Source organism: Anaerolinea thermophila (assembly GCF_020723905.1).
Taxonomy (GTDB): domain Bacteria; phylum Chloroflexota; class Anaerolineae; order Anaerolineales; family Anaerolineaceae; genus Anaerolinea; species Anaerolinea thermophila_A.
This window is the reverse complement of record NZ_DYHZ01000004.1, coordinates 311,193-337,897: the sequence shown is the minus strand read 5'-3', so window position 1 is coordinate 337,897 and position 26,705 is coordinate 311,193. Positions and strand designations below refer to the sequence as shown.

24 protein-coding genes and 1 other RNA gene are annotated in these 26,705 nt (G+C 59.2%); 7 read left to right on the top strand and 18 right to left on the bottom strand.

The window, feature by feature from the left end; genetic code table 11:
• Positions 1–13: 13 nt before the first annotated feature.
• The 5 genes from nrfH to LHF31_RS08290 form a co-directional block, all read right to left on the bottom strand.
• Positions 14–484: a cytochrome c nitrite reductase small subunit gene (nrfH, locus tag LHF31_RS08310; RefSeq protein ID WP_298005797.1), complete on the bottom strand. Its 471-nt coding sequence runs from the start codon at positions 482–484 to the stop codon at positions 14–16.
• A gap of 149 nt (positions 485–633) precedes the next feature.
• Positions 634–861, bottom strand: a complete 228-nt coding sequence (locus LHF31_RS08305) for an SWIM zinc finger family protein (RefSeq protein WP_298005800.1) — start codon at positions 859–861, stop codon at positions 634–636.
• Between the two features lie 136 nt (positions 862–997).
• Positions 998–1,429, bottom strand: a complete 432-nt coding sequence (locus tag LHF31_RS08300; protein WP_298005804.1) for a GNAT family N-acetyltransferase — start codon at positions 1,427–1,429, stop codon at positions 998–1,000.
• Positions 1,430–1,474: 45 nt separating this feature from the next.
• Positions 1,475–2,380 carry an SPFH domain-containing protein gene (locus LHF31_RS08295; protein ID WP_303774100.1) on the bottom strand — a complete coding sequence of 302 codons (906 nt, stop codon included), beginning with the start codon at positions 2,378–2,380 and terminating at the stop codon, positions 1,475–1,477.
• A gap of 4 nt (positions 2,381–2,384) precedes the next feature.
• A complete protein-coding gene (locus LHF31_RS08290) occupies positions 2,385–3,005 on the bottom strand; it encodes an NfeD family protein (RefSeq protein WP_298005810.1) in 621 nt (206 codons plus the stop codon).
• Positions 3,006–3,094: 89 nt separating this feature from the next.
• On the opposite strand from LHF31_RS08290, the gene LHF31_RS08285 reads away from it, so the two are divergent.
• Entirely contained in the window at positions 3,095–3,961 is an 867-nt protein-coding gene (locus LHF31_RS08285; protein ID WP_298005812.1) for a bifunctional 2-polyprenyl-6-hydroxyphenol methylase/3-demethylubiquinol 3-O-methyltransferase UbiG, read from the top strand.
• A gap of 40 nt (positions 3,962–4,001) precedes the next feature.
• Here the strand turns inward: LHF31_RS08285 and LHF31_RS08280 are convergent, their stop codons facing one another.
• From LHF31_RS08280 to LHF31_RS08235, 10 genes are all read right to left on the bottom strand, one after another.
• Positions 4,002–4,760, bottom strand: a complete 759-nt coding sequence (locus LHF31_RS08280) for a class I SAM-dependent methyltransferase (protein ID WP_303774097.1) — start codon at positions 4,758–4,760, stop codon at positions 4,002–4,004.
• 101 nt (positions 4,761–4,861) lie between these two features.
• Positions 4,862–5,278 carry an arsenate reductase ArsC gene (locus tag LHF31_RS08275; protein WP_298009552.1) on the bottom strand — a complete coding sequence of 139 codons (417 nt, stop codon included), beginning with the start codon at positions 5,276–5,278 and terminating at the stop codon, positions 4,862–4,864.
• Between the two features lie 3 nt (positions 5,279–5,281).
• Entirely contained in the window at positions 5,282–6,340 is a 1,059-nt protein-coding gene (locus LHF31_RS08270; RefSeq protein WP_298009555.1) for a hypothetical protein, read from the bottom strand.
• Positions 6,341–6,342: 2 nt separating this feature from the next.
• Positions 6,343–7,179 (bottom strand): site-specific DNA-methyltransferase, encoded by an 837-nt coding sequence (locus LHF31_RS08265; RefSeq protein WP_298009558.1) that lies wholly within the window; start codon positions 7,177–7,179, stop codon positions 6,343–6,345.
• A 277-nt stretch (positions 7,180–7,456) separates the two neighbouring features.
• An RNA gene (gene rnpB / locus LHF31_RS08260) (RNase P RNA component class A) lies at positions 7,457–7,833 on the bottom strand.
• Positions 7,834–7,878: 45 nt separating this feature from the next.
• Positions 7,879–10,098, bottom strand: coding sequence for an SH3 domain-containing protein (locus LHF31_RS08255; protein WP_303774093.1), 2,220 nt, complete (start codon positions 10,096–10,098; stop codon positions 7,879–7,881).
• Between the two features lie 154 nt (positions 10,099–10,252).
• Positions 10,253–11,275 carry a DUF5667 domain-containing protein gene (locus tag LHF31_RS08250; RefSeq protein WP_298010683.1) on the bottom strand — a complete coding sequence of 341 codons (1,023 nt, stop codon included), beginning with the start codon at positions 11,273–11,275 and terminating at the stop codon, positions 10,253–10,255.
• Positions 11,272–11,820, bottom strand: coding sequence for an RNA polymerase sigma factor (locus LHF31_RS08245; protein WP_298010685.1), 549 nt, complete (start codon positions 11,818–11,820; stop codon positions 11,272–11,274). Before LHF31_RS08245 ends, LHF31_RS08250 begins: the two co-directional genes overlap by 4 nt.
• 153 nt (positions 11,821–11,973) lie before the next feature.
• Positions 11,974–12,810 (bottom strand): thioredoxin, encoded by an 837-nt coding sequence (gene trxA, locus LHF31_RS08240; RefSeq protein WP_298010686.1) that lies wholly within the window; start codon positions 12,808–12,810, stop codon positions 11,974–11,976.
• A 148-nt stretch (positions 12,811–12,958) separates the two neighbouring features.
• A complete protein-coding gene (locus tag LHF31_RS08235) occupies positions 12,959–18,094 on the bottom strand; it encodes an alpha amylase N-terminal ig-like domain-containing protein (protein ID WP_298010687.1) in 5,136 nt (1,711 codons plus the stop codon).
• A 284-nt stretch (positions 18,095–18,378) separates the two neighbouring features.
• Between LHF31_RS08235 and LHF31_RS08230 the strand changes: the two genes are divergently transcribed.
• The gene (locus tag LHF31_RS08230; RefSeq protein ID WP_298010688.1) at positions 18,379–19,665 is read left to right on the top strand and encodes a hypothetical protein; all 1,287 of its coding nucleotides are present in this window, start codon (positions 18,379–18,381) and stop codon (positions 19,663–19,665) included.
• 17 nt (positions 19,666–19,682) lie between these two features.
• Here the strand turns inward: LHF31_RS08230 and LHF31_RS08225 are convergent, their stop codons facing one another.
• Positions 19,683–20,117 (bottom strand): dUTP diphosphatase, encoded by a 435-nt coding sequence (locus LHF31_RS08225; protein ID WP_303774089.1) that lies wholly within the window; start codon positions 20,115–20,117, stop codon positions 19,683–19,685.
• Between the two features lie 25 nt (positions 20,118–20,142).
• Complete coding sequence (locus tag LHF31_RS08220; protein WP_303774087.1) at positions 20,143–21,417, bottom strand: glucose-1-phosphate adenylyltransferase; 1,275 nt, start codon at positions 21,415–21,417, stop codon at positions 20,143–20,145.
• Positions 21,418–21,639: 222 nt separating this feature from the next.
• On the opposite strand from LHF31_RS08220, the gene surE reads away from it, so the two are divergent.
• Positions 21,640–22,437, top strand: coding sequence for a 5'/3'-nucleotidase SurE (gene surE, locus LHF31_RS08215; protein WP_298010750.1), 798 nt, complete (start codon positions 21,640–21,642; stop codon positions 22,435–22,437).
• 66 nt (positions 22,438–22,503) lie between these two features.
• Here the strand turns inward: surE and LHF31_RS08210 are convergent, their stop codons facing one another.
• Entirely contained in the window at positions 22,504–23,223 is a 720-nt protein-coding gene (locus tag LHF31_RS08210) for an SIMPL domain-containing protein (protein WP_298010753.1), read from the bottom strand.
• Positions 23,224–23,333: 110 nt separating this feature from the next.
• On the opposite strand from LHF31_RS08210, the gene LHF31_RS08205 reads away from it, so the two are divergent.
• From LHF31_RS08205 to holA, 4 genes are read left to right on the top strand one after another with little or no spacing between them, the layout of a single operon-like run.
• On the top strand, positions 23,334–24,512 hold the full coding sequence (locus LHF31_RS08205) for a DNA double-strand break repair nuclease NurA (protein ID WP_298010755.1): 1,179 nt from the start codon (positions 23,334–23,336) through the stop codon (positions 24,510–24,512).
• A gap of 6 nt (positions 24,513–24,518) precedes the next feature.
• Complete coding sequence (locus LHF31_RS08200; protein WP_298010757.1) at positions 24,519–25,133, top strand: hypothetical protein; 615 nt, start codon at positions 24,519–24,521, stop codon at positions 25,131–25,133.
• A 29-nt stretch (positions 25,134–25,162) separates the two neighbouring features.
• Complete coding sequence (locus tag LHF31_RS08195; protein ID WP_298010760.1) at positions 25,163–25,666, top strand: DUF6391 domain-containing protein; 504 nt, start codon at positions 25,163–25,165, stop codon at positions 25,664–25,666.
• Between the two features lie 3 nt (positions 25,667–25,669).
• Entirely contained in the window at positions 25,670–26,668 is a 999-nt protein-coding gene (holA, locus tag LHF31_RS08190; RefSeq protein ID WP_298010763.1) for a DNA polymerase III subunit delta, read from the top strand.
• Positions 26,669–26,705 lie beyond the last annotated feature (37 nt).

Below are 26,705 nucleotides of genomic sequence, written 5' to 3'. Positions count from 1 at the left end.
CTTGGATGGTTGTTTAGCGGGTTTTATCCTGATAGGGAAGAATGGAAATGCCGCGCGGTCCGTGGGCAACGGAACGGTGGCACTCAAAGCAGTACCGATCTTCCTGCATGGGACCTGCCATGATGGTTTCCACCGTGTCTTCATGACAGCGGATGCAGTTCTCCTGGATAATGCGATCGGTGGACGGTTTGGCACGCAGGGGAGAAGGAACGTGCCCCAGAGTAAAGGCGGTCACATGATTGAAACCGGAGCGCGCCTTGACCAGATATTTGGGGATGAGCGCGTGGGGGGTGTGGCAGTCATTGCAGGTTGCCCAGGCTTTATGCCCGGCATGGTACCAGCCCTCGTACGCATCGTCCATCACATGGCAGTTGTTGCAGGTGGTAGGGTCGTCGCCGAGGTACACGGTGAAGTTGCTCACCCACATGCCCACCCCAAGAACGGCAATCAGGCAAATCACGCCAACAATAATGGGAAGCCTCATACACCTCCTGAGATTAAGAATGAGATGAAAGAATTAATCACATTTTAACCAAATTATCCCACATTCATCCGGTTTAACTTTGATTAAGCGCAAAAAACAGGGCGCCATTTCCGCGCCCTGTTCTGTCATTCTCTTTATTCGATTGTCGGTCAGGAAATCATGTTCTCGAGGATCATCTCCAGCGCCATGGTGTGACTGCACCGTCCGCGGGTCTGGAAGAAGTCACAATCGCATTTCCACTCGCCATTGGCGTATTCGATGGTATGGCTGTTATTTTCCCCATCCATGGTCACAGTAAAACTCTTAAAGTGAAAGCGTTCCCGCTGTTGCGCATAGCGCTTGGCTTTTTCAATCTTGCCAATCATTCCATAGTCCATCGGGTCACTCCTTGAGGTTAAAAATTCGTTCCGAATACAAAAAGGCACGCGAAAGCATCGCGTGCCTTAATTTCCCCTTTTGATTTCGCTCAAACCTCGCATCTTGAATCCAGTATATATCGAGTCGCAGGGAAAGTCAATCCAATTTTTTCTCGAAAACCAGCGCGTCCTCCCGGTCGAAATAGTAGCCGCGCCAGACGTCCACCACTTCATACCCCTCGGACTCGTACAGGGCAATGGCAACCCTGTTAGAACGGCGCACACTCAGGCGCACCACCGGCACCCTGAGGAACAGACGATCCTCGCAGGCGTGTAAGAGCGCCCTGCCTACCCCCATGCCGCGGTAAGCCGGCAGAACGCCAAGGGTGGCGACCCACCCCACGTGATCCGCAGGACGGACATCGCCACCCACAAAGCCAATCATCTCGTTTTGCACAACCGCTTTGAGGCGCACTAGCCCCGGCATGGTCAGCATGGCAATCAAATCCACCAAAGGCCAGGCATCCTGCCGGAAGACCTCATTCTCCAACCGGCGCAGGGCATTTAAATCCCCAATCCCTGCATCCACGATTTGATAGGTCAGCGTTTCCGTATGGCGCCCCTTACGAACAGATCAGTCTTTCTTCTCCTGGCCGGATACAAACGAACTCAGCAGGCTGGTGAACTCCATGGGGAAGATGTACTTGGTCGAAGGACTCTGCGCCATGGATTTGAGCGTCTCAAAATACTGCAGGGTGAGGGTTTTCTGGTCAATGGTCTGCGCCACCGAGAAAATGCGCTCCAGCGCCGCCGCGTACCCTTCGGCGCGCAGTAACTGGGCTTGCTTTTCGCCCTCAGCGCGCAGAATGGCGCTCTGCTTTTCGCCCTCAGCGCGCAGAATGGCGCTCTGGCGTTCGCCGTCCGCCACGTTGATGGCGGCTTCGCGCGTACCGGTCGATTCGGTCACCACCGCACGGCGGATGCGCTCGGCGGACATCTGCCGGTTCATGGCTTCCTGCACCTCGCGCGGCGGGATGATCTCGCGGATTTCCACGTTGGTCACTTTGACGCCCCAGCGTCCGGTCACCTCGTCCAGGCGGGTGCGCAGAATGTTGTTGATGGTCTCGCGCTCGGAGAGCACATCATCGAGCAGAATGCCGCCGATGACCGAGCGCAGGGTGGTGGTCGCCATACCCTGAGCGGCTACCTCAAAGTTGCCCACCTGCAGGACCGAATCGGTCGGGGAGAGCACCTTGTAGTACCACAGGAAATCAATCGAAATGGGAGCATTGTCTTTGGTAATGGCGGTTTGCTGGGGGATCTCGCGCACCTGTTCACGCAAATCTACCCGCACGGCGCGGTCAATGATGGGGATGAGCAGGACCAGCCCCGGACCGCGGTCGCCAATACAGCGTCCCAGTCGGAAAACCACCAGACGCTGATACTCGGGAACGACCTTGATGGCATTCCACAGGAAAATCAGGATGATAAAACCAATGCCGCCAATCAGGCATAACACCGAAAGTTGCGCCGCATCCATAAATTTATTCCTCCTTCTTAATGGGTTCTACTTCCAGAACAAGTCCATTCCGACGCAGAACGCGCACGGGCGTTCCGGCGGGAACGTACACCGAACAGGTGGCAGTCCACTCCTCGCCACCCACATACACGGCTCCCTGCCCGCGAATATCGGTGCGGGCTTCACCAACCATGCCAACCAGGCGGTCATAATCGTGCGTGGGACGTTGAATGGCGGCGTCAATGCTCTTACGCGCCATGAACCACAGCAACCCTGCCGAGCCGCCGGTGACCAGCACGGCAAGGACGGGGTTGACGGCGCTCCCTCCCTGAGGACTGCGGAAGGCAAAAATCGAGCCAACCACCAGCAGGGTCAGGGAAATCAGCAGGGTGATTAACCCGCGCCGCGAGCCGCGCCAGATGAGCGCAAGCACAAAGAAGATGATCCCGATTACGAACAGGACAATTGCCCAGGTGTTCAAGGGCAGGTTGATGAGGGTATAACCGGCGAGAACCAGGGCAAACAGGGCACCCAGTTCCAGCAAGCCCGTGCCCGGCATGAACAGCGCCAGTATCGCCAGCACAACCCCGCCAATCAACAAAACAAAGCCAATGTTGGGATCTAAGAGAAATTCGAAGGTCATCATGCCCTCCTGATTTCATTATACAGGATTAACCGGTCTGCACATCTCAAGAATGCATCAAATTACCGTTTCGTAAAAGGTTTGAGGGGGCAATGCGCGCGGCGAACGCGGCAGTTCAGGAAAAGGGCATATCCATGCCTTTCACCTTGCGCCAGCACAAAGTTTCATGCCATCCGGCAGAGTACAATCAGCCCATGAGCGACATGTACGATACCCTGAGCGAAGATTACGACCGCTTTGTCAACTGGGAACAGCGCCTCAAGGTGGAACTGCCCTTTCTGCTCCGGCATCTGCCCCGCGGCAGGGTGCTGGATGCCGCCTGCGGCACCGGCTGGCATGCCATTGCGCTTGCCCGCAACGGGTATGCAACCGCCGGAGCGGATCTCAGTGCGGAGATGATTGCCCTTGCCCGCCGAAACGCGCAAGCCGCCGACCTGGCACTGCCCTTTGAAACGGCGGGGTTCGGCGAACTGGCACGCGCCTTTGCCCCTCACCTGCCTTTCGATGGGGTGATTTGTCTGGGAAATTCCCTTCCGCACCTGCTCACCCCGCAAGATCTCACCCGCGCGCTGGAGGATTTTGCTGCCTGCCTGCGTCCGGGTGGAACACTCATCCTGCAAAACCGCAACTTCGATGCTGTCCTGGCGCGCGGCGAACGCTGGATGGAACCCCAATCCGCCCGCAGGGGCAGAAACGAATGGCTGTACCTGCGCTTTTACGACTTCCTGCCCGATGGACTGATTCGCTTCAACATGGTCACCCTGACGCGTGAAAAAACGGGCTGGAAGCAGAGGGTCACCGCCACCCTGCTCCGTCCGCTGCGCATGGCAGAACTGGTGGAGGCAGTGCTACAGTCCGGTTTTGACAGCGTGCAGACCTGCGGAAGCATGGAAGCAGGGGGGACGCCCTTCGACCCGCAAACCAGCGGCAACAGCATTGTGGTGGCGCGCAGGGCTTAAACCGCACCTCTGCCGAACCTGCCGGCTGTCTGTAGCAGGTTTACCGGGCGATTTCCGAACCTTCGGCGATTTTCTCAATCACCCAGAAGTGGGAAAGCCCCAGCACGCGCAGGGGGGTGGTTTCCAGCGCCTGCAGGACCGCCCGCAGGACTTTTCCCAGTGCGGGCAGGCGGGCAATGATGTTGTCATAGGCACCAAAAAGGATGCTGCGCTGAACCACCCGCACGGGTAAACCCGCAAAGAGACGCTGTAAATCGCCTGCGGTGTACACCCGCACATGTGGGGCAAGGCGGTCGCGCCAGCGCCGCGGCAGGTAGTTCACCAGCGGAATGTTGCCGAAATGATAGCGCCCCCGCCAGTAAATGCCGTGCGTCTCAAAAGGATAGCCGCGGTTGGGGCAGAAGAGGGCAATACGTCCGCCGGGTTTAAGCACCCGCACCATCTCCCGGATGGCTTGCGCGTCGTCCTGAACGTGCTCCAGCACCTCGTGGCTTAACAGAAAATCGAAATGGTTGGCAGGGAAAGGCAGGGCTTCGCCTGCCCCGCACACCACCTGCGGCGCAGATTGATGCGCCTCCACCGTGCGTTCGTGCTCAATATCCAGCCCCACGGCTTGCTGTGCCAGCGGGACAAAGCGGGCAAGGTACATGCCCACCCCACAGCCATCCACCAGCACCCTCCCGGAAATGCGCTCGCCTGCGGCGGCGAGCATCATTTTCAGGCGGCGTTCCTGCCCGGCGCGCCAGACGTAAGAGGGTTCTCCGCGCAGGGCGGCTTTGGGGGAATGGCTTGCGTTCATCGGGTTGGGCAATCCTCTCTCCAGTTTGATTCTGGAGCAAATTTTACCCCAAAAAGGCTCCCCATAAGGGGAGCCTGAGGAAACTGCGCCTGCGGAACGCGTCACTCCAGCCCGGCAAGGTAGCCGCATACCCGCTCGCGGATGGCGTCGCGGGTCTGCACAAAAGCCTGCCACTTTTCTTCGTCACTGCCTTCCACCTTAGCGGGGTCGGGAAAACCGATGTGAACCCGCCTGCCCCTGCCCAGCCAGACGGGGCAGTTTTCGGCGGCATCGTCGCACACGGTGATGACCACATCGAAGTCCTGCCCGTAGAACTGATCCACCGATTTGGACACGCCCTCGTGATGAATCCCCACCCCGGCAAGGGCTTTCAGCGCCAGCGGGTGCACATAGCCGGCGGGCTGAGTGCCTGCGCTGAAAGCCTCCCAGCGATCACCCAGATGGTGGTTAATCAGTGCCTCCGCCATCTGCGAGCGGCAGGAATTGCCCGTACACAACACCAGAACACGCTTTTTCATCCTTCATCTCTCCGTTAAAAGGGTTTCATTGAGCATAACCCAAAAACCGTTCGCCTGGGCCTCTCTTAACAAATCATTAAGGGTTTGAGCAGTTTGAGGCGTATGCCGGAGAGGTTGTCCGGTGGTCAACTTCAAAACCGGTTGGGGAACGTACTGTAATCCTTCCAGATACACTTCTTCCAAATTGGTGTACAGAATCATCTTCAGCAAGCCATCTTTGATATCTGACAGTGAGGGTAAATGCCCATCCCGGCTATGCTTCCCTTCAATGAGCAAAAGGCGATTATCCAGAACTTCTACTTCGTCACAGGTGAAGTAGTACGCTCCACCCAGATAATTGCGAATGGTGATTTTGGCTTTCTTTCCCTGGAGATTTTCTTTGGGTTGACTGGTGCGGGATTCCCTATCCTGCGCCTTCTGAGCCAACCGGCGAGAGAAGGAAATAAAGGAGTCCCTTCCAGACAGGAATACGGAAATACGTCTCTCAACAGACTCAAAGGAGTGCATGCGCACGCCGGTTTTCTCGCTGATGCTTCGATACGCTTCGCAAGCCCGTCGCCCAATGTCCGCCAGATTCTCGGTTTGAGCCAGATTCCAGTGAAGGGCATCCGAACGATAAGCCAGCACATTTTTCAATTGTTCCCGAATGAAATCCATGTCAAATCGCTGATGGGTAATTTTATGGGCATAATCGGGGCTTTTTTCTGCGTGAACGTAGAAGCCCAGAATCACATACACTCCCAGCAAACTCATCAGCGAAACAGTATCCCACTGCAGGAAATCCCGATCACCGTCAAAACCTTCATCTTTGTACACAGGAATCACGGTAATTTTCTTTCCCTGAAAGCCATAGGTATCATACACCCGCGCAAATGGATAAGAACGGGTCCGCTTGGGAGATACCCAGTAACTGACGGCCAGTTGAGTGCGGTCGGAAAACCGTAGAAGAAAGGAGGCGTCCGTTTGGAAAGCCTCCTCTAAATCTTCAATGCCGTATTCGTTTAATGTCTTCCCTGAAAACGGATCATACTGAATGCCCTTAATTACAGCCTGAATGTGCATGACTATGATTCCTCCTGACGAATCAGGCATTCAAAAGTGTCTTCGCCATTGAATAATGAATGCTGGTTGCCAAAGCCCACCTTTGCGGTAATGGTAGGAATTAAAGATTCATTGATTTCAATCCCAATGCTGTTGCGTCCTAACTGGCGGGCAACTTTCATGGTCGTGCCACTCCCACAAAACGGGTCCAGCACTGTTTCGCCTACATAGGAAAATAACTGGATACAACGATATGGTAATTCCTCCGGGAATGCCGCAATATCCTTCTCTAATGGTGAATTGGGGAGCACATTCACCATCTCCCAGAGTGTCATGTACCATTTGTTTTCTTGAAATTCTTTGACGTTGATTTTTGAGGCTTCCCTTATCTCTGGAGGAATAGATTTGTAATCAAAACGCCCTTTCTGGAAGATGATGATGCTTTCCAGCAGATTATCGGGATAAAAATACATGGGGTACGGATTCTGGAGCAGAACACCGCTTCTTCGGCTGATGCGCAGATATCCTTCGGGTTTTTTCCAGATGATGCGGTCGCGGTAACGAAATCCCGCATCCAGAAAAATCCGGGTGGCATCGGCAACAATGGGAAACTTCTCACCGTCCACCAGCATATCATCAATGTTCAGAACAAAAATCCGACCATTTGCCAGAACCCGGTATGCCTCCTGCGCCACGCTCCGCAACATCTCCAGATAGTGCTGGTACGTGCTATACAGTCCCTTGTAGTCAAAAGGAGCATTGAAATAAGGTGGAGAAGTCACCACTAAATGAACCGATTCGTCTGCAATCTCGGGCATGGCAGTGGAACTACCAATGATTAATGTGTGTTTTGTGCTCATCCAATTCACTCCATCCAGAAGGGAGTTTACGCAAAAATGCCCCTCATCTTTTTTCCTGTAGCCTGATTATAACAATCATTCTTCAACTGAACCGAATCGAGCATCCCCCCGGATATCAGGGCTGACACAGAAAAATGGTTTATCTTTCGAGCGATTCGTTTGCCAGATTGCCCGGAAATGGATATGTGCCCGTTGGTGAAAGAGTGGAAAACAGGTCAGGGTTTAATTCTGCACATCTGCATACCAGTGGGGGAAAAGCGCCGCATGCGCAAAACAGTCCTCAGGCCGGTCTGTAAGCCGCATTCTGTACCCCCAAAAAGAGGGCGGCGATCATCTCTCTAGGCGGACGGTCACCCGTCCGCTCATGCAGCCCACCCGAGACCCTTGGACGGGCAGCCCTTACTCTCCGAAGAGAGGCGGTCTCTGCTTGGCCTTGCTCCCGGCGGGGGTTGCCTGGCCGCGACATTACTGCCGCGCCGGTGGTCTCTTACACCACCTTTTCACCCTTACCCGCCTCCAGCGGCGGGCGGTATGTTTCTGTGGCCCTATCCGGAACCTTACGGTCCCCCGGGCGTTACCCGGCGCCGTGCCCTGTGGAGTGCGGACTTTCCTCGACTGCCGGTTACCGACAGCCGCGATCGCCCGACCGACCTGAGTCACTTCGAATATACCATAAATACCGGCGCTTTTGCCAGCCGGTTACAGTTCCCGTGGGATGAGGAACCACGCCGCCGCCCAACCCCGCACCCCCTGCGGATTCTCGCCGTAAATCCATTCACCGGTCTTGCCCACCTTTGCGCCTGCCGCTGTGAGGTCGGTTTCCAGCACCCGGAAGGTCTCACCGGTGCGGATTCCGCCCACCCGCGGAGCGTTGAGGGTGGGTTGCGCGCGCAAATTCAGGTCCACGCTGGCTTTGAGCAGAAGCGTCTCTGCGGGGGTAGCCGGAGAAGCGGGTTTCTGCGCCGCCACCAGCCACGCCGCCACATAACCCACAAACTTCTGGGGCGTGCGCACATTCAGCCATTCACCCTGTTTACCCACTTTTGCCTGCGCTTCGACACGGTCGCCCAGCACTTCCAGCGCGTCGCCGGGAGAGGCAACCACCAGCACATTGGCATCCAGCGCCGGACGGGCGCGCACATTGAGCGCCCCCACCGGATACACCACCACCCCGCAGGGGGCAGGCGACTGCCCGGTCAGGTGCACCAGCCATGCCGCCACAAAACCGCGCATCCCCTGAGCGGTTTGCACCTGAAGCCACTCGCCCTGCCTGCCGATCTTCGCCCGCACCAGATCGCTGTTGCCCAGCACGGTGAGCGCATCGGTGGGTTGAAGCGCGGCAAGCACATCGAACCCCGTACCGGGACCAGCACGCAGGTTAACCGCCCCCACCGGATAGACCACCACATCCGAGGGCGGTAAAGTCTGATCCACGCGCTGGACGAACCACGCTGCCACCCATCCGGCTGTTCCCCCGGCCGTGCGTACCTGAAGCCACTGTCCCTCTCTGCCAATGCGATCCTGAATCTGAACGGGGTCGCCCAGCGTCATCAGCCGCTCGCCCGCGGGGATGCCCGCACGGATACCGGCAGTGGTGTGAGGGGCTTCGCGCAGGTTGAGCGGGGCTGTGGTGAACACCTCGATGCCGCTTTCGGGTGGGAGCGGCTCGACAGGCGCAGAAGGAGGCGGCGGCACCTGCTCCAGGTACGGCAGGGGATCTACGATTTCAGCAGGATAGCCGGGCGTCTTTGCGCCTTCGATTTTCAACGTCAGGTGCAGGTGCGAACCAAACGAATTGCCGGTATTATCCGCCAGGGCAATCAAATCTCCGGCTTTGACGGCGTCGTTCTGGCGTACCAGAACTTTGGAGAGATGCGCGTAAATGGTGCGGAAGACCTTTCCGCTGACCTCGTGGCGCAGGCGAATCTGCAAGCCGTAGGGATGTCCTGAAGGATGCCCCGCCATTTCCACCATCCCATCGGCAGCGGCATAGATGTTGGCACCATCCGGCGCATACAGGTCCAGCCCCTCATGCCCGGGCAAGCCAAAGGGTTTGTAGGTGGCGGGGTTTTCGCCAAAGTACTGGTTGATGCGGCGGCTGTCCACGGGCCAGCGCAGGCGAATCTGCACCTCGGCAGGCGCGCCTTCCGCCGGAGCGGCTCCCACCGCTTCGGCTTCGACGGGCTCAGCCATCGCCATTGCCGCCATCTCCATCCCTCGATCCATATCGAGCGGTTGTCCGCGGAGCGTATCAGAGGGCAGAGGTTCGGCTTCGACAGGCTCAGCCGACGCTCCGGTCATTCCGCGGGAGTGCAGGAAAGCCGGCACCGGTTGAGGATGGTACGGCAGCATCAGAAAGCCCTCCCAGCGGTGTTCGCTGGAGATGAATTCCAGTCCATCGGGGGTGAGGCGCACCTGGACAGGGATCTCCTGGCCCGGAAGGGTGGGCAGATAGATCCACCAGCGCAGTTCTTTTTCGGCAAGGCTTTCGCAGGCTCTCAACACCCCAAAATCGCAGGTTTCAACGCCCACCAGGGCAAGAGCAAGCGGTTCCCCGCGGGCAATGCTCCGCCGCACCATGCCGGTGGCGCGCCGCCACAGCGCCGCACGGCGGGCAGGCGCTTCCATCAGGCGCAACTGAAGCAGGTCCAGCACAGTTTGAGGGGGGAGGGCATCTGCCTGACGGTGTTGAAGCCACACCCGCACCGCCTCGCTCGCCCGATCCAGCGGGAAAAAGCCATCGGCGTGAAAGCGGTCCAGCGCGGCAAAGGTCATCCCTGCCGCCAGTCCGCGCACCAGTTTTCCGAGGCTTAATTTACCCTCGTAAGGCAGGGAGAGTTCCAGCCCCTCCTCAAACGCCTCTTCAAAGAACAGAAAGCCATGCACCTGCGGGTCGAAACGGGTTTCCAGCACAGTCATATCCACCTCCAGCACGTCTTCATTATAGGATATTTTCAATCATTTATTTCAATGTTTCGGGGTTCGTTTTGGAAAGAGGAATGTAACGCTGATCACAAAAAAATGTACCATGGTTTCTGCCATGGTACATTTCCGGTTTCACTACCCGAAGACTTTACGGCTTGCGACTGCCACCCCCCGAACCGGGACCGTAGCCACTGCCGGGCGTGGGTGTGCCTTCTGTCCAGGGGTTTTGACTGCCGCCTCCGGAGGGAGTGCACTGCGGACAATCGCCCGTTCCGGGTCCGGGACCGTAGCCACTGCCGGGCGTGGGTGTCTCATCCGTCCAGGGGTTTTGACTGCTGCCTCCGGCGGGAGTGCACCCGGAGCAATCGCCCGTGCCGGGTCCGGGGCCGTAGCCGCTACCGGGGGTGGGCGTGCCTTCCGTCCACGGATTGCGGCTTCCGCCCGGCTCTGAGGTTTGCACAGGCAAACCCTGGCGGAAGCGCTGGCGCAGTTGCTCCGGTTCAACAATGCCCTCCTCTACAAGGTGCTGTTGCTGACGGAGCATCTCCTGCAGACGTGCCGGAGAGGGTTGTGACGATGCCCACTCCATCTGCTGGCGCAGGGTTTCCTGCACCCTCACCAGCGCCTGGCGGGCTTCCTCATCGCCCGATTGCAGGGCAAGGCGCATGGCCTGTTCCAGATGGGCTTGCCAGCGCGCCAGCAACGCCTCAGATGGGGCTTTGCCCATCTCCATCAGGCGGCTGGCTTCCTCGGCGCGCCGATTGGCGAGATCGAGCATCAGCGCCAGTTGCGCCTGCTCACGGGTGGTCAGTTCGGTGCGCACCTGCTCGGTGAGCAGTTTGACCGGGTAGAGGGGTTCATCGGGCAGACTGCTCTGCGCCGCCGCGGCGGTAATGCCCGTACCTCCAAACAACAGGGAAAAAATCAAAGCCAGTGTGACCAGCGGGGACATGTGAAAAACCTCCTTTCGACTGAATAACCTGTTCCATACAGTAAGACGGGAAACAGGCGGTCGAGATACGGGTATGCCCTCCGCAATCAGGGAGCGCGCCTCGGCGAGGAATTTTTCCCTGCCCCGGGCGTGCGAGGAAGCGCTACGCTCCGGCACCGTTTTGAGCGTTTCCAGCGTCCGCAGAACATCCGCTTCTTCAGGAGAACCTTTGTCCTTCATTCCTTACCCTCCATGTCCAGAAACCGCCGCAGCGAAGCCAGCGCGCGATGCTGGAGAGATTTCACCGCGCCAACAGGCTTTCCAATGGCACGGGCAATGGATTCGTTTTCCCATCCTTCGAGGAACTTCAGCACCACCACCTGACGTTGATCCGGGGTGAGCGCCCTTAAAGCGCGGCGCACGCGGTTCTGTTCCAGCCGTTGATGCACCTGCGCCTCAATGGATTCAACCATGGCAGGATCCGAAAGGCTTTCCCCATCGCTCTCCTCCAGCCAGCGGGCAGGGTTGCGCCGGAACGTGTCGGTGATCCAGTTGTGCGCCACGCGGTACAGATACGCCTGCAGGTGATTTTCTGGACCGCCACCGTTGCGCAGCGCCAGCAGGAAACGGTGGAAGGTATCGGCAACGCACTCCTCCGCCAGGACCTCATCGCCCAGCAGGCGCAGGGCGTAGCGGTAGATTGGCGGGCTGTAGCGGTCATACACCTCCGCCAGCGCATCCAGATCAAAGGCGCGGGCTTTCTCCAGCAGGATGGATTCATCCATGTCATTCATTCTTTAAGACGTTATACTATGCCTCACAGATACGGGGGGGAAATGCTCGCACCCGGTGAACCCGTCCAGTGCATACTCCTTCGGGCAGCCGGCAGACAAAACCGCCGGAGTTTTCCTCCGGCGGCTGACAGGATTCTTCACCCGTTAGAACAGCACCATACCCAGTTCGTTGCGGTACTGCCGCGCGGTTGGGTCGTTGGGGTCGTACAGTTCCAGAATGCCCAGCATCACCTGCCGGGCGAGATCGTTGCGGTAGCGCTTGTCCTGCCGCAGGATATCCAGCAAGCCATCCATGGCGGCTTCCAGATTGCCCCGCCGCGCCAGACGGATGGCGTTGATGAAGGTGGCATCCAGGTCGGTCTCGTTGGGCAGTTCGTTGCGTTCGTACTTCACCAGCGCTTCCACCAGCGGACGCATCTTCTCAGCGGAAGAAAATTCCCGGCTGGGCGGGAAGTCACGCAGAATCAGGGCGGCTTCGCCGCCGCGTCCCTGTGCCAGCACGCTCTTCAGCAAGCCCAGTTGCACCGCCGGACGCAGTCCTTCCTGATCTTCCAGATCGCGGAAGAGGGATTCCGCCTCATCCCACTGCTGTTCCGCCAGCAGGCTGTAGGCTTTTTCCAGCGCCAGCGCCGCCGGAGATGGCGGCATGAGGTTCTGGATGAACTCGCGGATGCGCGCTTCGGGCTGAAGCCCGACAAATTCGGCAACCACCTGACCCTGCACAAAGGCTTTCACGGTCGGGATACTGCGCACGCCGTACCGTAACGCCAGATTGGGATTTTCATCCACATTGACACGGGCGAGGCGGAAAGCGCCCTGCATCTCGTTTGCCAGCCCCTCCAGAATGGGGGTGAGATGGCGGCACGGCTGGCACCACGACGCCCAAAAATCCACCAGAACGGGCGTGTTCTGGGAATAAGCAATCACCTCAAATTCAAAATCGGCTTCATTCACATCAACGATAAAGTTGGAGGTCATCATCTCTCACTCCTTTTCTGGCTTCTGCCTGCCTTGTCGTTGAGCATACCCGACCGCTATTAGAATTATATCGGAATCCCGTTAATCTTTCATAAAAAAACCTCCCGCTTCAGGGAGAAACGGGAGGTTTTCGATTTACCGTACCGGGCGCTTATGGCGCGCGGTAGATTTGCGGGAAGTACAGCACGAAAGGCTGGATGGTGAACTGCCACTGGTAGGTGACCTGCTGGACATCGTTGCCGGCATCCACCTGCCCGCTGACGGTCACGCGGTACTGCGTGTTGTACGGAAGTGGCTGAGCGGGGGTGAAGGTGCAGGTCATCGTGCCGCTATCGTAGGACACCGTGCCGGAAACCGGCACCCAGTTAGCGCCCACCTTGCGCTCCAGCATGCCCTTCAGGTCGGCAGGGTTGATTGCCTGGCTCCACGTCCAGGTGATGGCGGGGGCGGTGGCATGCGTCGAAGCATTCGCCGGAGTAAACGCGGTGATCAGCGGATCGCGCCAGTTCAGCACGGTGTAATCGAAGGTCTGCTTTCCGGTGGTCTGATCGTGGATCACCGTCAGCGAGAGGTTGCTCAATTCCTCGTTGCCGTTGGCGCCCTTGATGACCGTATCCCACGAGCCGCGGGTGAACTTGAACTCCACGGTTTGCCCGTCGAGCAGGTTTGCCACCAGCCTCCAGTGGGTGGCATCCACCTGCGTCATCGGGACGGCGGCGGGGTTCCAGTCGCCCACCGTGCCGTCGGGGTTGATGACGCGGGTGAAGTACACCGTGCCCACGGTGAAGGAAGGTACCGTGACGTTGAAGGTCACTTCCACCATGCGGGCTTCGGCTTTCTGCCCAACCTCGTTCGACAATTCGGAAGCGTTGAAGGAGGTATCCAGCGCCTTGACGGTGTAGTAGTAGGTCGTGCCTGCCACCACCGAGGTATCCACGTAGGTGGTAGCGGGCGCCAGTACGCGGGCAATCTTCTCGCCGGCGCCGCCGCTGGTGAGACTGCGGTAGATATCGTAGGCGTACACCGCCACGTTATCGGTGGAAGCCGTCCATGAGAGATGAATGCTGGTTGGCGTCCAGTGGACAATGCTCAGCACCGGTGCGGTGGGGGCTTCGGTGTCGCTGGAGGGGTTGACGGTCAGCGCGCCCGCCTGAGCGGGATCGTAACCGTTGTTGATGCCGTCCAGGTCAGCGTACACCCAGGTGATGCCGCCATCGGTGGAGTAGCGGTAGGCGTAATCGAACGTACCCACCGCCTCAGGCAGGAGGCGCCCGCGGAACTCATCGTTGTTGCCAGCATTGCCGTTGAACTCGGCGTCCCCCCACGTCCAGGCAGTGCTGGTAGCAGGGTCAGAGCCGTCGGGACCATAGCCCACCTGCGCCAGCAAACCGGGGGTTGGCCCGGGCAGGCTGGTCACACCGTCAATATACACCTGCCCGTAGATGTATTCCGTGGGGGTCGTGCCAATGGTGTGGGTAATGGAGGGGGGCCACTGCAGGTTCGCCCAACCAATGGTCAGGCGCGGCAAGCCCATCGCTTCGTTCGAGTAGCCGCTTTGCAGGAGGGTGGTAGTGTTCACCGCCACCACCACGTAGTAGTAGCGGGTGGCGTTGGCCAGACCGGTATCGGTGTAGGTGGTGGAAGTGGTTTCGCCCACCTTCTGATAGCCGCCGCCCGAAACCAGACTGCGGTAGATGTCATAGCGTCCCGCGCCGCTCACTGCGCTCCATGCCAGCGAGACGGTGCCGTCGCCTTCAGCGGTGACGTGCAGATCGCTCACCGCGGCAGGGGCAGTTTCGGAGAGAGTTGCCACCAGCACCAGACCGCCACGGGCGGGAACATCACTCAGCGTCAGGGTGCCACTGGCGGAAACGGTGTAACTGGCGCTGGTGAAGATTTCGGTGAACTGCTTTCCGGCAGGCAGATAGCCGCTCAGATCCAGGCTCACACTGCGCGGGCTGGTACTGCGGTTAAGCACCACCACCGCGGCAGAGGAAGCCGACTTGCGCCCGAAGGCGTACACGCCGCTGGCGTCATCGGTCAGCAGGGTGCGGAAATCGCCCACTGTCAGCGCGTCATAGGCTTTGCGCGCGTCAATCAGGGTGGCGTAATGGTTGAAGAGGTCCTGGCGCGCCGTGGGGGACTGCAGATGCGTGTAGAACGGCGTACCGGTCTCATCCAGCCACGGGTAAGGCTGGCGGTTGTAGGGGTCGTCCTGCCAGGTAGAGCCGTCGTGCGCCACCGGTCCCACCAGCCCGATTTCATCGCCGTAGTAGATGGTGGGCGCGCCGGGCAGGGTCATCTGCAGGAGGGTCACACCTTTGAGGCGGGCAATGGCGTCGCTCCAGTCGTAGTTGGGATTCTGATACAGGGCAGGATCATTCTGGTCGGTGTTGTGATCCAGCATGAACAGGGCACGGTTGGTGTCGTGACTGCCCAGCAGGTTCATCATGGCGTAGAGCGCCTCGGGCGGGTAACGCTCGGCAAGGTTCTTTAGGCGCGCATCCAGTTGTGAGGGCGTCAGCGGCTGGATGATGCCCGCCGAGGAAGCGGAGTTGTGGTCGTTATCGATGAACGGCTCATCGCGCCAGAAGCCCAGCACCGCCGTGCTGAACTGATAATTCATCACCGCGTCCCACTCGCCGCCCAGAATCCACGAGGTGGCGTTCCCCCACTCCTCGCCGACGATGTAGGCATCGGGGTTCACGGCATGAACGGCATTGCGGAAGCCTTCCCAGTAGTCGTTATCGGGGCTGTTGATCGTCCCCTGATCAATATCGCCCGCCACGTCCAGACGCCAGCCATCTGCCCACTGCATCCAGTACTTGGCAATGGGATCGGTGGTCAGCGCATCCCAGATAAAGGCGCGCACTTCTGGATTGGCGGAGTTGAGGATGGGCAAACTGTCGTAGCCCCACCATGAGCGGTAGGTGGCGGCGTTGGGAGTGCCATCCGAACCGGCGCACACACCCGTACCGGGGGTGACATCGGTGAAGAAGTACCAGTCGCGGTAAGGCGAGGACGGGCTTTCGCAGGCGCCCACCTGCGAATAGCGCCCGTAGCGGTCAAAGTAAATGCTGTCGGAGGAGGTGTGGTTGAACACCCCATCCAGGATGATGTAGATTCCCCGACTGTGGGCTTCTGTGACCAGCATCTGGAAGGTGGTCAGGTCGCCAAGGAAGGGGTTGATCTTGCTGAAGTCGGTGGTGTCGTAGCCGTGGTTGGAGGGCGACTCAAAAATGGGGTTGAGGTAAATAGCAGTGACGCCCAGATCCTCCAGGTAATCCAGTTGATCGATTAACCCCTGCAGATCGCCGCCGTAGAAGTTCTTGGAGTACGTGCCCTGGCAGGCTCCTGCGGCGCGTGGATCGCACACCGGCGTATTCCAGTCGCCTTCGGGGTCGAGCGAGCGGAAGACTGTCCCGCCGGTTTCATTGTAGAAGAACGTCCCCGCGGGTTTGTTATTTGCCGAATTGCCGTCGCGGAAGCGGTCGGGGAAGATCTGGTAGATGATGGCGTTCTTCGCCCAGTCGGGGGTCTGGAAGGCGGGATCGTACACGCTCACCTGCCACGAGTTATCGGGGCTGGTGGCAAAGGTCTGCCCGGCGCCGCCGTCGCGGGTGGCGTCATCCTCGTAGTATGCCCGGGCGGTGCCGTCCATGGCGATGAAGCGGTACCAGTACACGGTAGGCACACTGCTGGCGGGCAGGATGACTTCCCAGTACTCGTAGCGGTCATCCGCGGTGATGCGGGTCATGTTGAGCAGGGTCTGGGTGTTGGTGCGGTCGTTGTACACGCGCACCTGCACACCGGTCAGGTCGTTCTTTGCCGCACGGAAGCGCAGGGTGACGGGGGTACCGGTGGGCACTGGACCGCCCGGCGTGCGGTAGAAGGTATCGCGGCTGTTGTGGTACAGGTCGTTCCACCAGATGTCGTTATCGTGCGAGGCTTGCTGAGGCACAGGAGCAAAGATGAGCATGCGTCCGTTGGCGGTGTTCAGCAAGAATCGCACCGGGTCATTGTTGGCATACACCTGAAAAGCCACATTGGCGGCATCTTTGGAGCGTCCATCGGCTCCAAAGGCATCCCACGAAGCCGTGGTGGTGATTTTGCCAATGTAGGAGCCTTTGGGAAGCGGGAAGACCCCATACGCCCAGTAATCCAGAGAAGTCAGAGTGTAGGCAGGGTCGTTGTTGTTCCATCCCTGGAACGATCCCACCGCATTGAAGGTCGCGGGGAGGACATCGCCGTACACGTGGACAATATGCTGAGCGGGTAGAAGTTTGGCGCCCACATCGCTGGCGTGGTCGTTGGTGTCGAAGGTGATCAGGACATCGGCGTTATCCGAGGCGGTAACCAGCCACGCGTTCTGTGCCGGGTAGGAGATTCCCCAGTTTCCACAGGAAACCGCTTTCCACTCGTAACGCCCGGCAGTGGCGATAGTGAGCGTACGCGAGAAGATGCCGTCGCCACCCAGCAGGTCGCCGTGGGTGCCGTCATCGTACAGTGGGGTGGAGGAATTGTCCCAGCCGTTGAAATCACCTGCCACACACCAGTTCCCACTGCCGGTTGCGTTGAGGAAAGCCCCCCAGCGCCCGGTGCTGGTATCCAGCAGGAAGATGTAGGTCTGCCCGGCAGTGTAGTTAATCACCTTTGTGGCGCCATCCTTCTGGCGCCCGTTGACGGTGAACTGGCGGCTCCATCCGCCCGTCTCGGTGATTTTGACTTCGGTGGTGCCATCCATGGTGAAGGTGTACTGCAAGGCAAACAGCCCATGCCCGACGGGTGTCATCTGCGTGGCGGGGTTGGCATTGTTCCAGCCCTGGAAGTTGCCCACCACGGTGAAGGACGTCGGCAGGGTGCCGCCCAGCGCGTTCAGGATGTTCTGGGCGGGCATCAACTGCCAGCCGGCATCGCCGGCGTGGTTGTTGGTATCAAAGGTCAGCACCACAGAACGGGTGCCGTCGGAGGTAAACCAGGAATTCTCTCCGGTAGGGAAGGAATTCCCCCAGTTACCGCACTCGACGGCTTTCCACTCATAGTCTCCTGCCGCCAGGGTCAGGGCAACCGAGTACACCCCGTCGCCGGGGAGCAGGTCGCCGTGAGTACCGTCGTCGTAGAGCGGCTGGCTGGTGTCATTCCAGCCGTTGAACGTCCCTGCCGCACACCACGAGACCGCCGGAGCAGCCAGCGGGGCGGCTGAGACCGGCTGAGAGACAGCCGGAACAAACAACAGGTTGAGCAGAATGAACACACTCAACACCGTCCGAAAGAGAGAAGCACGCATAATCCACTCCTGTTTTGTTTGGGGAAATGCCTTTCTTATTGTAGGAAAAACGCGCTTATTTGTCAAATTAATTGACGTATATCAGAATTCAGTTTTGCATTTGAACGATAACAGGTTTTTCTCGCCTTTCGCGCAGACACGGCGCGCCCTGCCAGGCTTTGGAAAGCACGGCTTCACCCCCACGGCGAAACCCCTCTCGACACGCAGGAGGGACACACGGCACCCCTGTCCAAACTTCTTTCCGATCAAACGGTCTCCTCTGATTGCCGTTATAATTGGTTCTCATGACAGTCGTCGAAGGCGCACTGAGAGTGGCATGGCGGGCTTTTCTCAACACCCTGGCGTTGATGGCGGTAGCCGTGATCCTCAGCCGCGCCGATTACCAGCCCCTGACCTTCATCGAGCAGGTGCGCGCCTATACCCGCTGGCAGGAATTCAATTATGAGGACTGGATGCTGGACGCCCTGTTGCTCAAGGGACAGATGGCAGGGTTCAGCGCGCCCCGCTACCTGAACATCCTCGAACAGCGTCAGGTAGTCTTTGACTACCTTGACCTGGTGGGCAGGATTCAGCGTCTGAGCAGTGAGATTGCCCTTATCTACGCCGACCCGCAGGTCAAAGACCCGCAAAGCGCCAGCGCCGACCTCAACCGCCAGTTGCTCGAAGCCCGCGCCGAAGAAGCGCGGCTGGCACCGCTGGCGGAAGCGGTGATTCAATCGCAGGTCAGCGCAGTGCTGACGGAAATGGGCATCAGCACGCTGGGACAGCCCATCCCGCCGGTGCTGTATCACGTCACCCCTCTGCCTTACGCCCTGATCGTCTCCCCGCGCGACCGCATCCTGCAGGAAGCCAACATCTCCCTGCTACCCGGGTTGACGCTGGAACAGCGCGTGGCAATTGAAGACGCAGTGGCGCAGGGGTTGAACCGCTCCACGCTGGTGGTGGGCATTGGTGGGGTGGGCGTGTACCCCACCATGGTGATGAGCACCACCGACCTGAACTGGCTGGTGGAGGTGGTGGCACACGAGTGGACGCACAATTACCTCACTCTGCGCCCGCTGGGCATGCGGTACGACGCTTCGCCGGAAATGCGCACCATCAACGAGACCACCGCCAGCCTTGCCGGAAAGGAAATCGGCAGGCGGGTCATTGAACGGTTTTATCCGGAGCGTCTGCCGCCGCCACCCCCGCCGCCCGCTCCCCCCAGAGACGGCGAAGCCCCCGAGCCGCAAGCCTTCAACTTCAACCGCGAGATGCGCATCACCCGCCTGAAGGTGGATGAACTGCTGGCAGAGGGGAAGATTGAAGAAGCCGAAGCCTACATGGAAGCGCGCCGTCAGTTCTTCTGGGAACACGGCTACGCCATCCGCAAACTCAATCAGGCGTATTTTGCCTTTTACGGGGCGTACAACGACGAACCCGGCGGCACGGGAGCCGCCGGACAGGATCCGGTCGGTCCGGCGGTGCGTAAACTGCGCGAACAGTCCCCCTCGCTGGCGGCGTTCCTGCGTCAGATTGCTCAGGTGCGCTCGTTCGAGGACCTGCAGAAGATGCTCTCCGCCCCCCGCTGATTCCTTCAACCTGCCGGTTACCGGAGCAGGTATTGATCCACAATGCCACCGCTACTGCCGCGCTCGCTGGGTTTCTGGCGCAGTTCTTCGGGGGTCACTTCCTCCACAGCAGGGGTGAGGATGGGCAGGATGAGCAGTTGTCCAATGGCTTCGCCCGCATTGATGACCAGCGAATGGGGAAACGGATTGACAATTTTTGCCAGAATCTCCCCCTGATAGCCCGCATCAATCACCCCGGCGCCCAGCAGATGATCGTTCCGCCCCTTGGGTTTGAGCAAGCCCACATACCCCCCGGGAATCTCCACCGCAATGCCGGTGGGCACAATTCCGGGGCTGTGTGGCGGCACGATCACCGTTTCTGCGGCGTACAGGTCGAGACCGGCATCCTCGGGGTGTTTGCGGTTGGGCAGTCTGGCATGAGAACGCACCCGGGCAACACGCAGGGTTTGCATAGATGGGTCTCCTTTCCTCGTCCGGTCAAGCCTCCGGAGCGATCACCGTGCCGCTGGGGATGACCGCATCTTTGGGAATGACCACAATACCGTCGTTGATCACGTAAAGTCCCATGTCACGGTTGGTATCGCGCGGGAAGGATTTGATGACCACATTCGAGCCAATGCGCGCGTTTTTGTCAATGATGGCGCCCTGAATGTAGCAATCTCTGCCAATGCCCAGGGCGGGGGGGATACCGGCATCGGCGCCGTTTTCCGCACAGCCACGGTCGTAGTAGTCGGCGCCCATCAGGATGCTGTCGCGAATCACCGTACCGGAGCGCACCTGACTGCGCAAACCAATCACCGAGTGGCGAATTTCGGCGCGCTTCAAACAACACCCTTCCGCCAGCAGGACGTTTTCCAGCACACAGTCTTCGGCAATCGTGCCGGGTAAGAACCGCGGACGGCTGTAAATGGGGCGATCCGGATCGTGCAGTTTAAAGGGCGGGTTGGGGCTTGCCAGCGCCAGATTGGTCTCGTAGAACGAGCGAATCGTTCCGATATCCTCCCAGTAGCCGCTGAAGTCGTACCCATACACCTGATAGTGCTGGAGCGCGTAGGGGATGACCTCCGAGCCAAAATCGTCAAAGTCGTGGCTCTCCAGCAAGCCCGCCAGGATGTTGGTCTTGAAGAAGTAAATACCCATCGAACCCAGATAGGGACGGGTGGGGTCATCCCGGCTGACAAGATTGGCAAGGCGCTGGGGATCTTTGGGTTTTTCGGCAAAATCAAGGATGCGCCCATCGGCGTCTCGTTTCAGGATGCCAAAGCGCGGGGCGTCCTCCGAACGCACCGGCTGCACTGCCACGGTGATATCGGCGTTGTGATCCCAGTGGAAGGCTGCCATTTTGTCGTAGTCCATGCGGTAGAGATGATCGCCTGCCAGAATCAGCACATACTCGGCGCGGGTGGCGCGAATCTGGAAGAGTTGCTTGCGCACTGCATCTGCCGTGCCCTGATACCAGTCGGTGTGCTCCATGGTCTGCTCCGCCGCCCAGATCTGCACCCAGCCGGTGTGGAAGACGTCAAAATGATAGGTCTGGGTGATGTGGCGGTGCAGAGAGTGCGAGTTAAACTGCGTCAACACGGCAATGCGGTAAATATGTGAGTTGATGCAGTTGCTGATGGGAATATCAATCAGGCGGTATTTGCCTGCCATGGGAACGGCGGGTTTGGAGCGCAACTTGGTCAGCGGGTACAGACGGCTCCCGCGTCCACCGCCCAGAATGACCGCTAAAACCTGATCCAGCGAGGGCATAGCAACCTCCTTGTAGGGAATAAACAGGGCAAACAAACCGGTTACCTTCATTATACAGTCAGTTGAGAAAAGCGGTTCTTCCCGTAGAGAGCAATCTTTGTGATGTTGTGAGGGATGATTTTTCCTCTTAAAGAAAGCCGCAGACTGACGGGGCATTCTTGCCGCGCACCGGGCACCTGTGATACCATCCAGTCAGAAGCACATGTTTCAGAAGGAAGGGGTATGGATAAGCCTCTCATTTTACTCACCAACGATGACGGCATTCACTCACCGGGACTGCACGCCGCCGCCCGCGCCCTGCTCCCGCTGGGCGAGGTGATTGTGGTTGCACCGCGCGAACAGCAGACCAGCATGGGGCGCAGTCTACCGCCCAACAGCGATGGCAAAATCGAAGCCGTGACTCTCCCGTTGAACGGTGGAGCGGTGCGCGCCTACGCACTGGGCGGTACCCCCGCACAGTGTGTCCTGCATGCCGTGCTGGAAATTCTGCCGCGCGCGCCTGCACTGGTGGTTTCGGGCATCAATTACGGCGAAAACATCGGCACAGGCGTGACCATCTCCGGAACGGTGGGCGCGGCGCTGGAAGGCGGCGCCATGGGCATCCCCTCGCTGGCGGTCTCACAAGCCATCGAGGGCGAGGAGTATTACGCCTACACGCAGGTGGACTTCTCCACCGCGGCGCACTTCACCGCCCTGTTTGCGCAAAAACTGCTCTCCCGCACCCTGCCGGTGGATGTGGACGTGCTCAAAGTGGATGTGCCCCTGGGCGCCACCCCGCAAACCCCCTGGCGCGTCACTCGCCAGTCGCGCCACCGCTACTATATTCCCTATCTCATCCGTCAGGGCGGGTGGGATCAGAAGGGCTTTGTCTCCGCCTCGCCCCGCGTGCGTCTGGAAGACACCGCCCCCGACGATGACATCCGCGCAGTGGTGTTCGACCGTGTCGTCTCTGTCACCCCGCTGAGTGTGGATCTGACCTCGCGCACCGACCTGGAAGATCTGGAAGATGTACTGCGTTAAAACAAGCCTTCATCCCCTCCCGGGACAGTGGGAGGGGATGAAAGAGGGGAAACTTACGCAAGAATGTTACTGGATTTCGTAGGTGATGTTCACATCCACGCTGATGACCATCTGTCCGGCGGCAATGGGCACCTGCCCCATCGCCATCGCTCCACCTTTAGCGTCGTACAGCGGCGCCGGTCCGGAACTCACGTAAGAGGAAATGTTCTGCACTGCCGACAGTTTCACGCCAGCCGCTTTCGCCAGTTCTTCAGCCTGTCGGCGGGCGTCTGCCGCCGCCAGTTGTCGCGCCTCGGTGATGGCTTTGGTCTTGTCCACCACGTCGAAGGTGATGCCGTAAATGTTATTGGCGCCCGCGCGCACCGCGGCGTCCAGCAGTTTGCCCAGCACGGTTAAATCGCGCACGGTCACGTTAACGGTGTTATCCACAATGTAGAGGATGCCGATCATCTTGCCGTCGGGATCGTACTGCTGTTGCGGGTAGATGTTAAACGCCGAGGTCTGGATGTCCTTCTCCTCCACGCCCAGTTCTTTGAGCGCATCCGCAATGGCCTGGGCTTTGCGGCTGTTCTCGTTGAGCGCATCGCTCACGCTCTCCGACTGGCTCTGGACGCCAATGTTAATGTAGGCGACATCGGGGGTGAGATACACCTTGCCATTGCCGTTCACGCTCAGCGTGCGCACCTGCGGCTGACCGCCGCCTGCCGCCACCGGCGCAGCCTGGCAGGCAACCAGTGCCACCATGACCAGCAGGAGGAAAAATACAGAGATCCGTTTGAGGTTCATAACCAACTCCTTGAAGTGAAATTCGTTTTTTTCGTTCTGTGAAATAAGACGCAGGGAGCGCAGAAAAGTTCCCAAAAAACAGTATAATCGAAACAACAGGTTAAACCGGTATGCCCGTCAATTTTCAGCAAATTCGCGAACAAATTCAGCAGAAACTGACCCAACTGGAAAGCCGCACACAGGAGAAGCAGGACCTGCTGGAGAAAGCCCTGAACCTGCTTGAGGAATATTCCCAAAAGCAGAACGACCTGCGCGAGTTACTCAATCAGGTCAGCCATCTGGCGTCCAACCTGCGCTGTGCCGAACCCTCTGATGAAGCACTGAACGGTTCCTTTGATGAACAACCCGCTCCGGAGCACTGGATACTGCTTGCCGCCGACGGTTCGCAAATCGCCCCCGACCCTCACCGCGCGGTGGAGTTTGGCGTCATCAATACGGGGCTGTTTGCCTTTCAAACGGGCGCCAGTCCGCTGGAGCGGGTGAAGAGCGAGATGTTGCTCTTCGACGAACTCTACCCCAATCACGTCCCTCTGGGCGAGGAAATGCTCGCCCTGCAGCGCGACCTGCGCGAGCGCGGTCTTCTGCTGACACAGGCGCTGGAATTCCGCCAGAAGGAATGCCCTCTCATCACCCTCACCGATGGTCCGCTGGAACTGTACCGCCAGCCCCAGCAGGATGACACCCTGCAGAAGGCGTTCGAGGATTATCTGAGCGTGCTTTCGCAGATGAAAAAAGAAGGCATCATCACCGCGGGCTACGTGGACCGCCCGCGCAGCGATTACGTCGTCAGTTTGCTGGAACTGGTCATCCTGCGCGAGGCGCAAAGCCTCAGAGACGCCGGAAAGAAACGCCCTCTGTGGGGGGTGCGCGATGTGGATTTGTTCTCCCGCATCCTTGCACCGGGCGCACGTTCGGCGCTGTTTGGCATCCACTCCCTGTCGGCGAAGCGTTTCAGCATGGACGATGAAGACCTGGCGCTGTGTTTCTTCTACCTGAACGTGGGCAAGCAGGAAAATCCTTACATTGTGCGGGTGGAAATTCCCCGTTTCGTGGCAAAGCATGCCGACCGGGTGGCGCTGGTGCAGAGCATTTTGCTGGATCAGTGCCGCCAGTTGAGCGCGCACCCCTATCCATATGCCCTGCACCGCGCTCACGAGATTGCCGTGGTACACTACGACGAACGGCAGGTGCTGGAGAACATGCTTGCCATGGAAATCCGCCGCCGCGGCGCCGAACCCGGGCAGGTTTCTCATAAACAGAGCCATAAAGACAACATCAGCCGGAGGTAAGAGAGCATGACCATGAATACCGGTTTTGGCAGACTGTTAGGCGCATCCACTCTGGAAAGTCTGGTGGGCTGCCGGGTGACGCAGGAAAATGTGCCTGCCTTTGGCAGTCTGGTACGCCTGCCCGTGGATGATCATTATCAGGTGTACGGGCTGGTGTACAACATTCACATCGAACAGGATAACACCGTGCGTCAGTTAGCCGCCACGGGCAACATCCGCGAGGAGGTGGTGCGCGACAACCGCGAGAACCGCACCGTGCCCATCGAGTTCAACCTGCTCCACGTGGGCTATGAAGATCACGGGCACATTTCCCACCTTCTGCCGCCGCGCATCCCCCTCAGTCTGGAGGTGATTCATCTCTGCACCCCCGCCGAGGTGGTGCGCTTCACCAGCGCGGGACGGCTGGGCTACTTTCGCCACATCCTGCGCGCCCAGCAGGCGCCCATCCCCGAACTGTTTGCCGCTCACCTGCTTCAGGCAAGCCGCGCGCACGCGGCAGGCGGCGACCCCCACTGGATTCAGCGCGCCCAGCAGGAGATCATCATCCTCCTGCGAGACGACTACGCCGCCCTGATGAACGTGCTGAACGCTCTGGCAGATGTGGCGCAGACCGCCCCATAACGCAGAAACCCTTTGAAGATGGAGGACGCATGTCCATTTTAGACTGGACTCCCGTGGCGCGAATGCGCCGCAACCATGCTCTGGAACACGCCACCTTACAGGTACTGGCTGAACGCAACCCCCGTCTGATGGTGGCGGGCTACTCCGACACCCGCGGCTTCTGGATTGTGGGCAACCTCTCCACCGATGAGGTGTACGAAGCCGTCGAGCAAGCCCTGGCGCGCCTGAACGCGGGAGAGTACCGCCTTGCCATTCACCCCAACTGCGGCACTAACTTTGCCGTGGCAGGCTTTGCCGCTGGAACGGTGGGCTGGCTCGCTTCGCTGAACATGGGACGCGACTGGCGCTCGCGGCTGGAACGCTGGAGCATCATCGTCCCGCTGGTCACGCTGGCGTTGATTCTGGTGTACCCGCTGGGATCCCTGATTCAACAGCGCATCACCACTGCGCCGCCCGTCGGTATGCGTGTCCTTGCCATTACCCGCCAGGCACAGAACAACCTGATTGTCCACCGTGTGCTGACCCGGGGATGAGCGATGAGCGAAAAGCCCGTTGTGTATGTCCTTCACGGCAATGATTCCTACGCCATGCAGGCATTCATCCATGCCATGCTGGAAAAAATGGGCGACCCCGGTATTGCCGACCTGAACCTCACCCGTCTGGATGGACGCACCGCCAGCGAGGACGACATCTTCAACGCCGCGGGCGCGATGCCCTTTCTGGCAGAGCGGCGGCTGGTCATCCTCACCCACCCCTTTACCCGCCTGACCGCCGAAGCCGCGCGGGAGCGCTTCTGTCAGCGGCTGGATGCCCTGCCCGAGACCACCGCGCTGGTGCTGGTCATCGAGGACGTCATTGAGCGGCGCAACTGGGTGCACTTTCCCCAAAAACACTGGTTCCGCACCTGGATGCAGAAAGCGGGCAAGCGCGCCTATTACCACCTCTGCGCTCTGCCCGAACTTTCTGCCATGCCCGCCTGGATTCAAAAAGAAGCCCGCGCGCTGGGCGGTCAATTCACCGCCGAAGCCGCCGCCGAACTCACCCGTCATGTGGGCAACGACACCCAGACGGCGCGGCAGGAAATTGAAAAACTGCTCACCTATGTCAATTTTCAACGCCCTGTGGAGATCGAAGACGTCGCCGAACTGACCGCGCAGGGCGGCGAAGCCAGTCTCTTTGCCATGATGGACGCGCTCGCCGAAGGCAACGCCCGTCTGGCACAGAACTTGCTCCATCGTTTGCTGGAGGAAGAGGATGAATTCAGCCTGTTTGGGATGATTGTGCGTCAGTTCCGCCTGCTCCTGCTGGCGCGCGAACTGCTCGACGAGGGCAAAGGTGCGGCAGAATTCGTGCAGGCGGGCATCAGCGCCTCCCCTTACGTGGCAGAAAAAAGCCTTCAGCAGGCACGGCGCTTCTCCATCACGCAACTGGAAGCCATTTACCGCACCCTTTTTGAGATGGATACCGCCGTCAAAACCGGAAACGCCGACCTTCCCACCGCACTGGATACCTTTATCGTTGCGCTGTCCCGCTGAAGCCCTCTCCCCACCTCCACCGCACGCCTTACCGAGG

Bases quoted from the DNA above. Each gene is read 5' to 3' on its own strand.
- LHF31_RS08230 (WP_298010688.1), top strand. From the start codon at position 18,379: ATGACAGTCGTCGAAGGCGCACTGAGAGTGGCATGGCGGGCTTTTCTC.
- holA (WP_298010763.1), top strand. From the start codon at position 25,670: ATGAGCGAAAAGCCCGTTGTGTATGTCCTTCACGGCAATGATTCCTAC.
- LHF31_RS08200 (WP_298010757.1), top strand. From the start codon at position 24,519: ATGACCATGAATACCGGTTTTGGCAGACTGTTAGGCGCATCCACTCTG.
- LHF31_RS08270 (WP_298009555.1), bottom strand. From the start codon at position 6,340: ATGCACATTCAGGCTGTAATTAAGGGCATTCAGTATGATCCGTTTTCA.
- LHF31_RS08210 (WP_298010753.1), bottom strand. From the start codon at position 23,223: ATGAACCTCAAACGGATCTCTGTATTTTTCCTCCTGCTGGTCATGGTG.
- LHF31_RS08305 (WP_298005800.1), bottom strand. From the start codon at position 861: ATGGACTATGGAATGATTGGCAAGATTGAAAAAGCCAAGCGCTATGCG.
- surE (WP_298010750.1), top strand. From the start codon at position 21,640: ATGGATAAGCCTCTCATTTTACTCACCAACGATGACGGCATTCACTCA.
- LHF31_RS08255 (WP_303774093.1), bottom strand. From the start codon at position 10,098: ATGACTGTGCTGGAAACCCGTTTCGACCCGCAGGTGCATGGCTTTCTG.
- LHF31_RS08295 (WP_303774100.1), bottom strand. From the start codon at position 2,380: ATGGATGCGGCGCAACTTTCGGTGTTATGCCTGATTGGCGGCATTGGT.
- LHF31_RS08245 (WP_298010685.1), bottom strand. From the start codon at position 11,820: ATGGATGAATCCATCCTGCTGGAGAAAGCCCGCGCCTTTGATCTGGAT.
- LHF31_RS08290 (WP_298005810.1), bottom strand. From the start codon at position 3,005: ATGATGACCTTCGAATTTCTCTTAGATCCCAACATTGGCTTTGTTTTG.
- LHF31_RS08205 (WP_298010755.1), top strand. From the start codon at position 23,334: ATGCCCGTCAATTTTCAGCAAATTCGCGAACAAATTCAGCAGAAACTG.
- LHF31_RS08220 (WP_303774087.1), bottom strand. From the start codon at position 21,417: ATGCCCTCGCTGGATCAGGTTTTAGCGGTCATTCTGGGCGGTGGACGC.
- LHF31_RS08225 (WP_303774089.1), bottom strand. From the start codon at position 20,117: ATGCAAACCCTGCGTGTTGCCCGGGTGCGTTCTCATGCCAGACTGCCC.
- nrfH (WP_298005797.1), bottom strand. From the start codon at position 484: ATGAGGCTTCCCATTATTGTTGGCGTGATTTGCCTGATTGCCGTTCTT.
- LHF31_RS08250 (WP_298010683.1), bottom strand. From the start codon at position 11,275: ATGAAGGACAAAGGTTCTCCTGAAGAAGCGGATGTTCTGCGGACGCTG.
- trxA (WP_298010686.1), bottom strand. From the start codon at position 12,810: ATGATGACCTCCAACTTTATCGTTGATGTGAATGAAGCCGATTTTGAA.
- LHF31_RS08235 (WP_298010687.1), bottom strand. From the start codon at position 18,094: ATGCGTGCTTCTCTCTTTCGGACGGTGTTGAGTGTGTTCATTCTGCTC.
- LHF31_RS08285 (WP_298005812.1), top strand. From the start codon at position 3,095: ATGCGCGCGGCGAACGCGGCAGTTCAGGAAAAGGGCATATCCATGCCT.
- LHF31_RS08195 (WP_298010760.1), top strand. From the start codon at position 25,163: ATGTCCATTTTAGACTGGACTCCCGTGGCGCGAATGCGCCGCAACCAT.
- LHF31_RS08280 (WP_303774097.1), bottom strand. From the start codon at position 4,760: ATGAACGCAAGCCATTCCCCCAAAGCCGCCCTGCGCGGAGAACCCTCT.
- LHF31_RS08275 (WP_298009552.1), bottom strand. From the start codon at position 5,278: ATGAAAAAGCGTGTTCTGGTGTTGTGTACGGGCAATTCCTGCCGCTCG.
- LHF31_RS08265 (WP_298009558.1), bottom strand. From the start codon at position 7,179: ATGAGCACAAAACACACATTAATCATTGGTAGTTCCACTGCCATGCCC.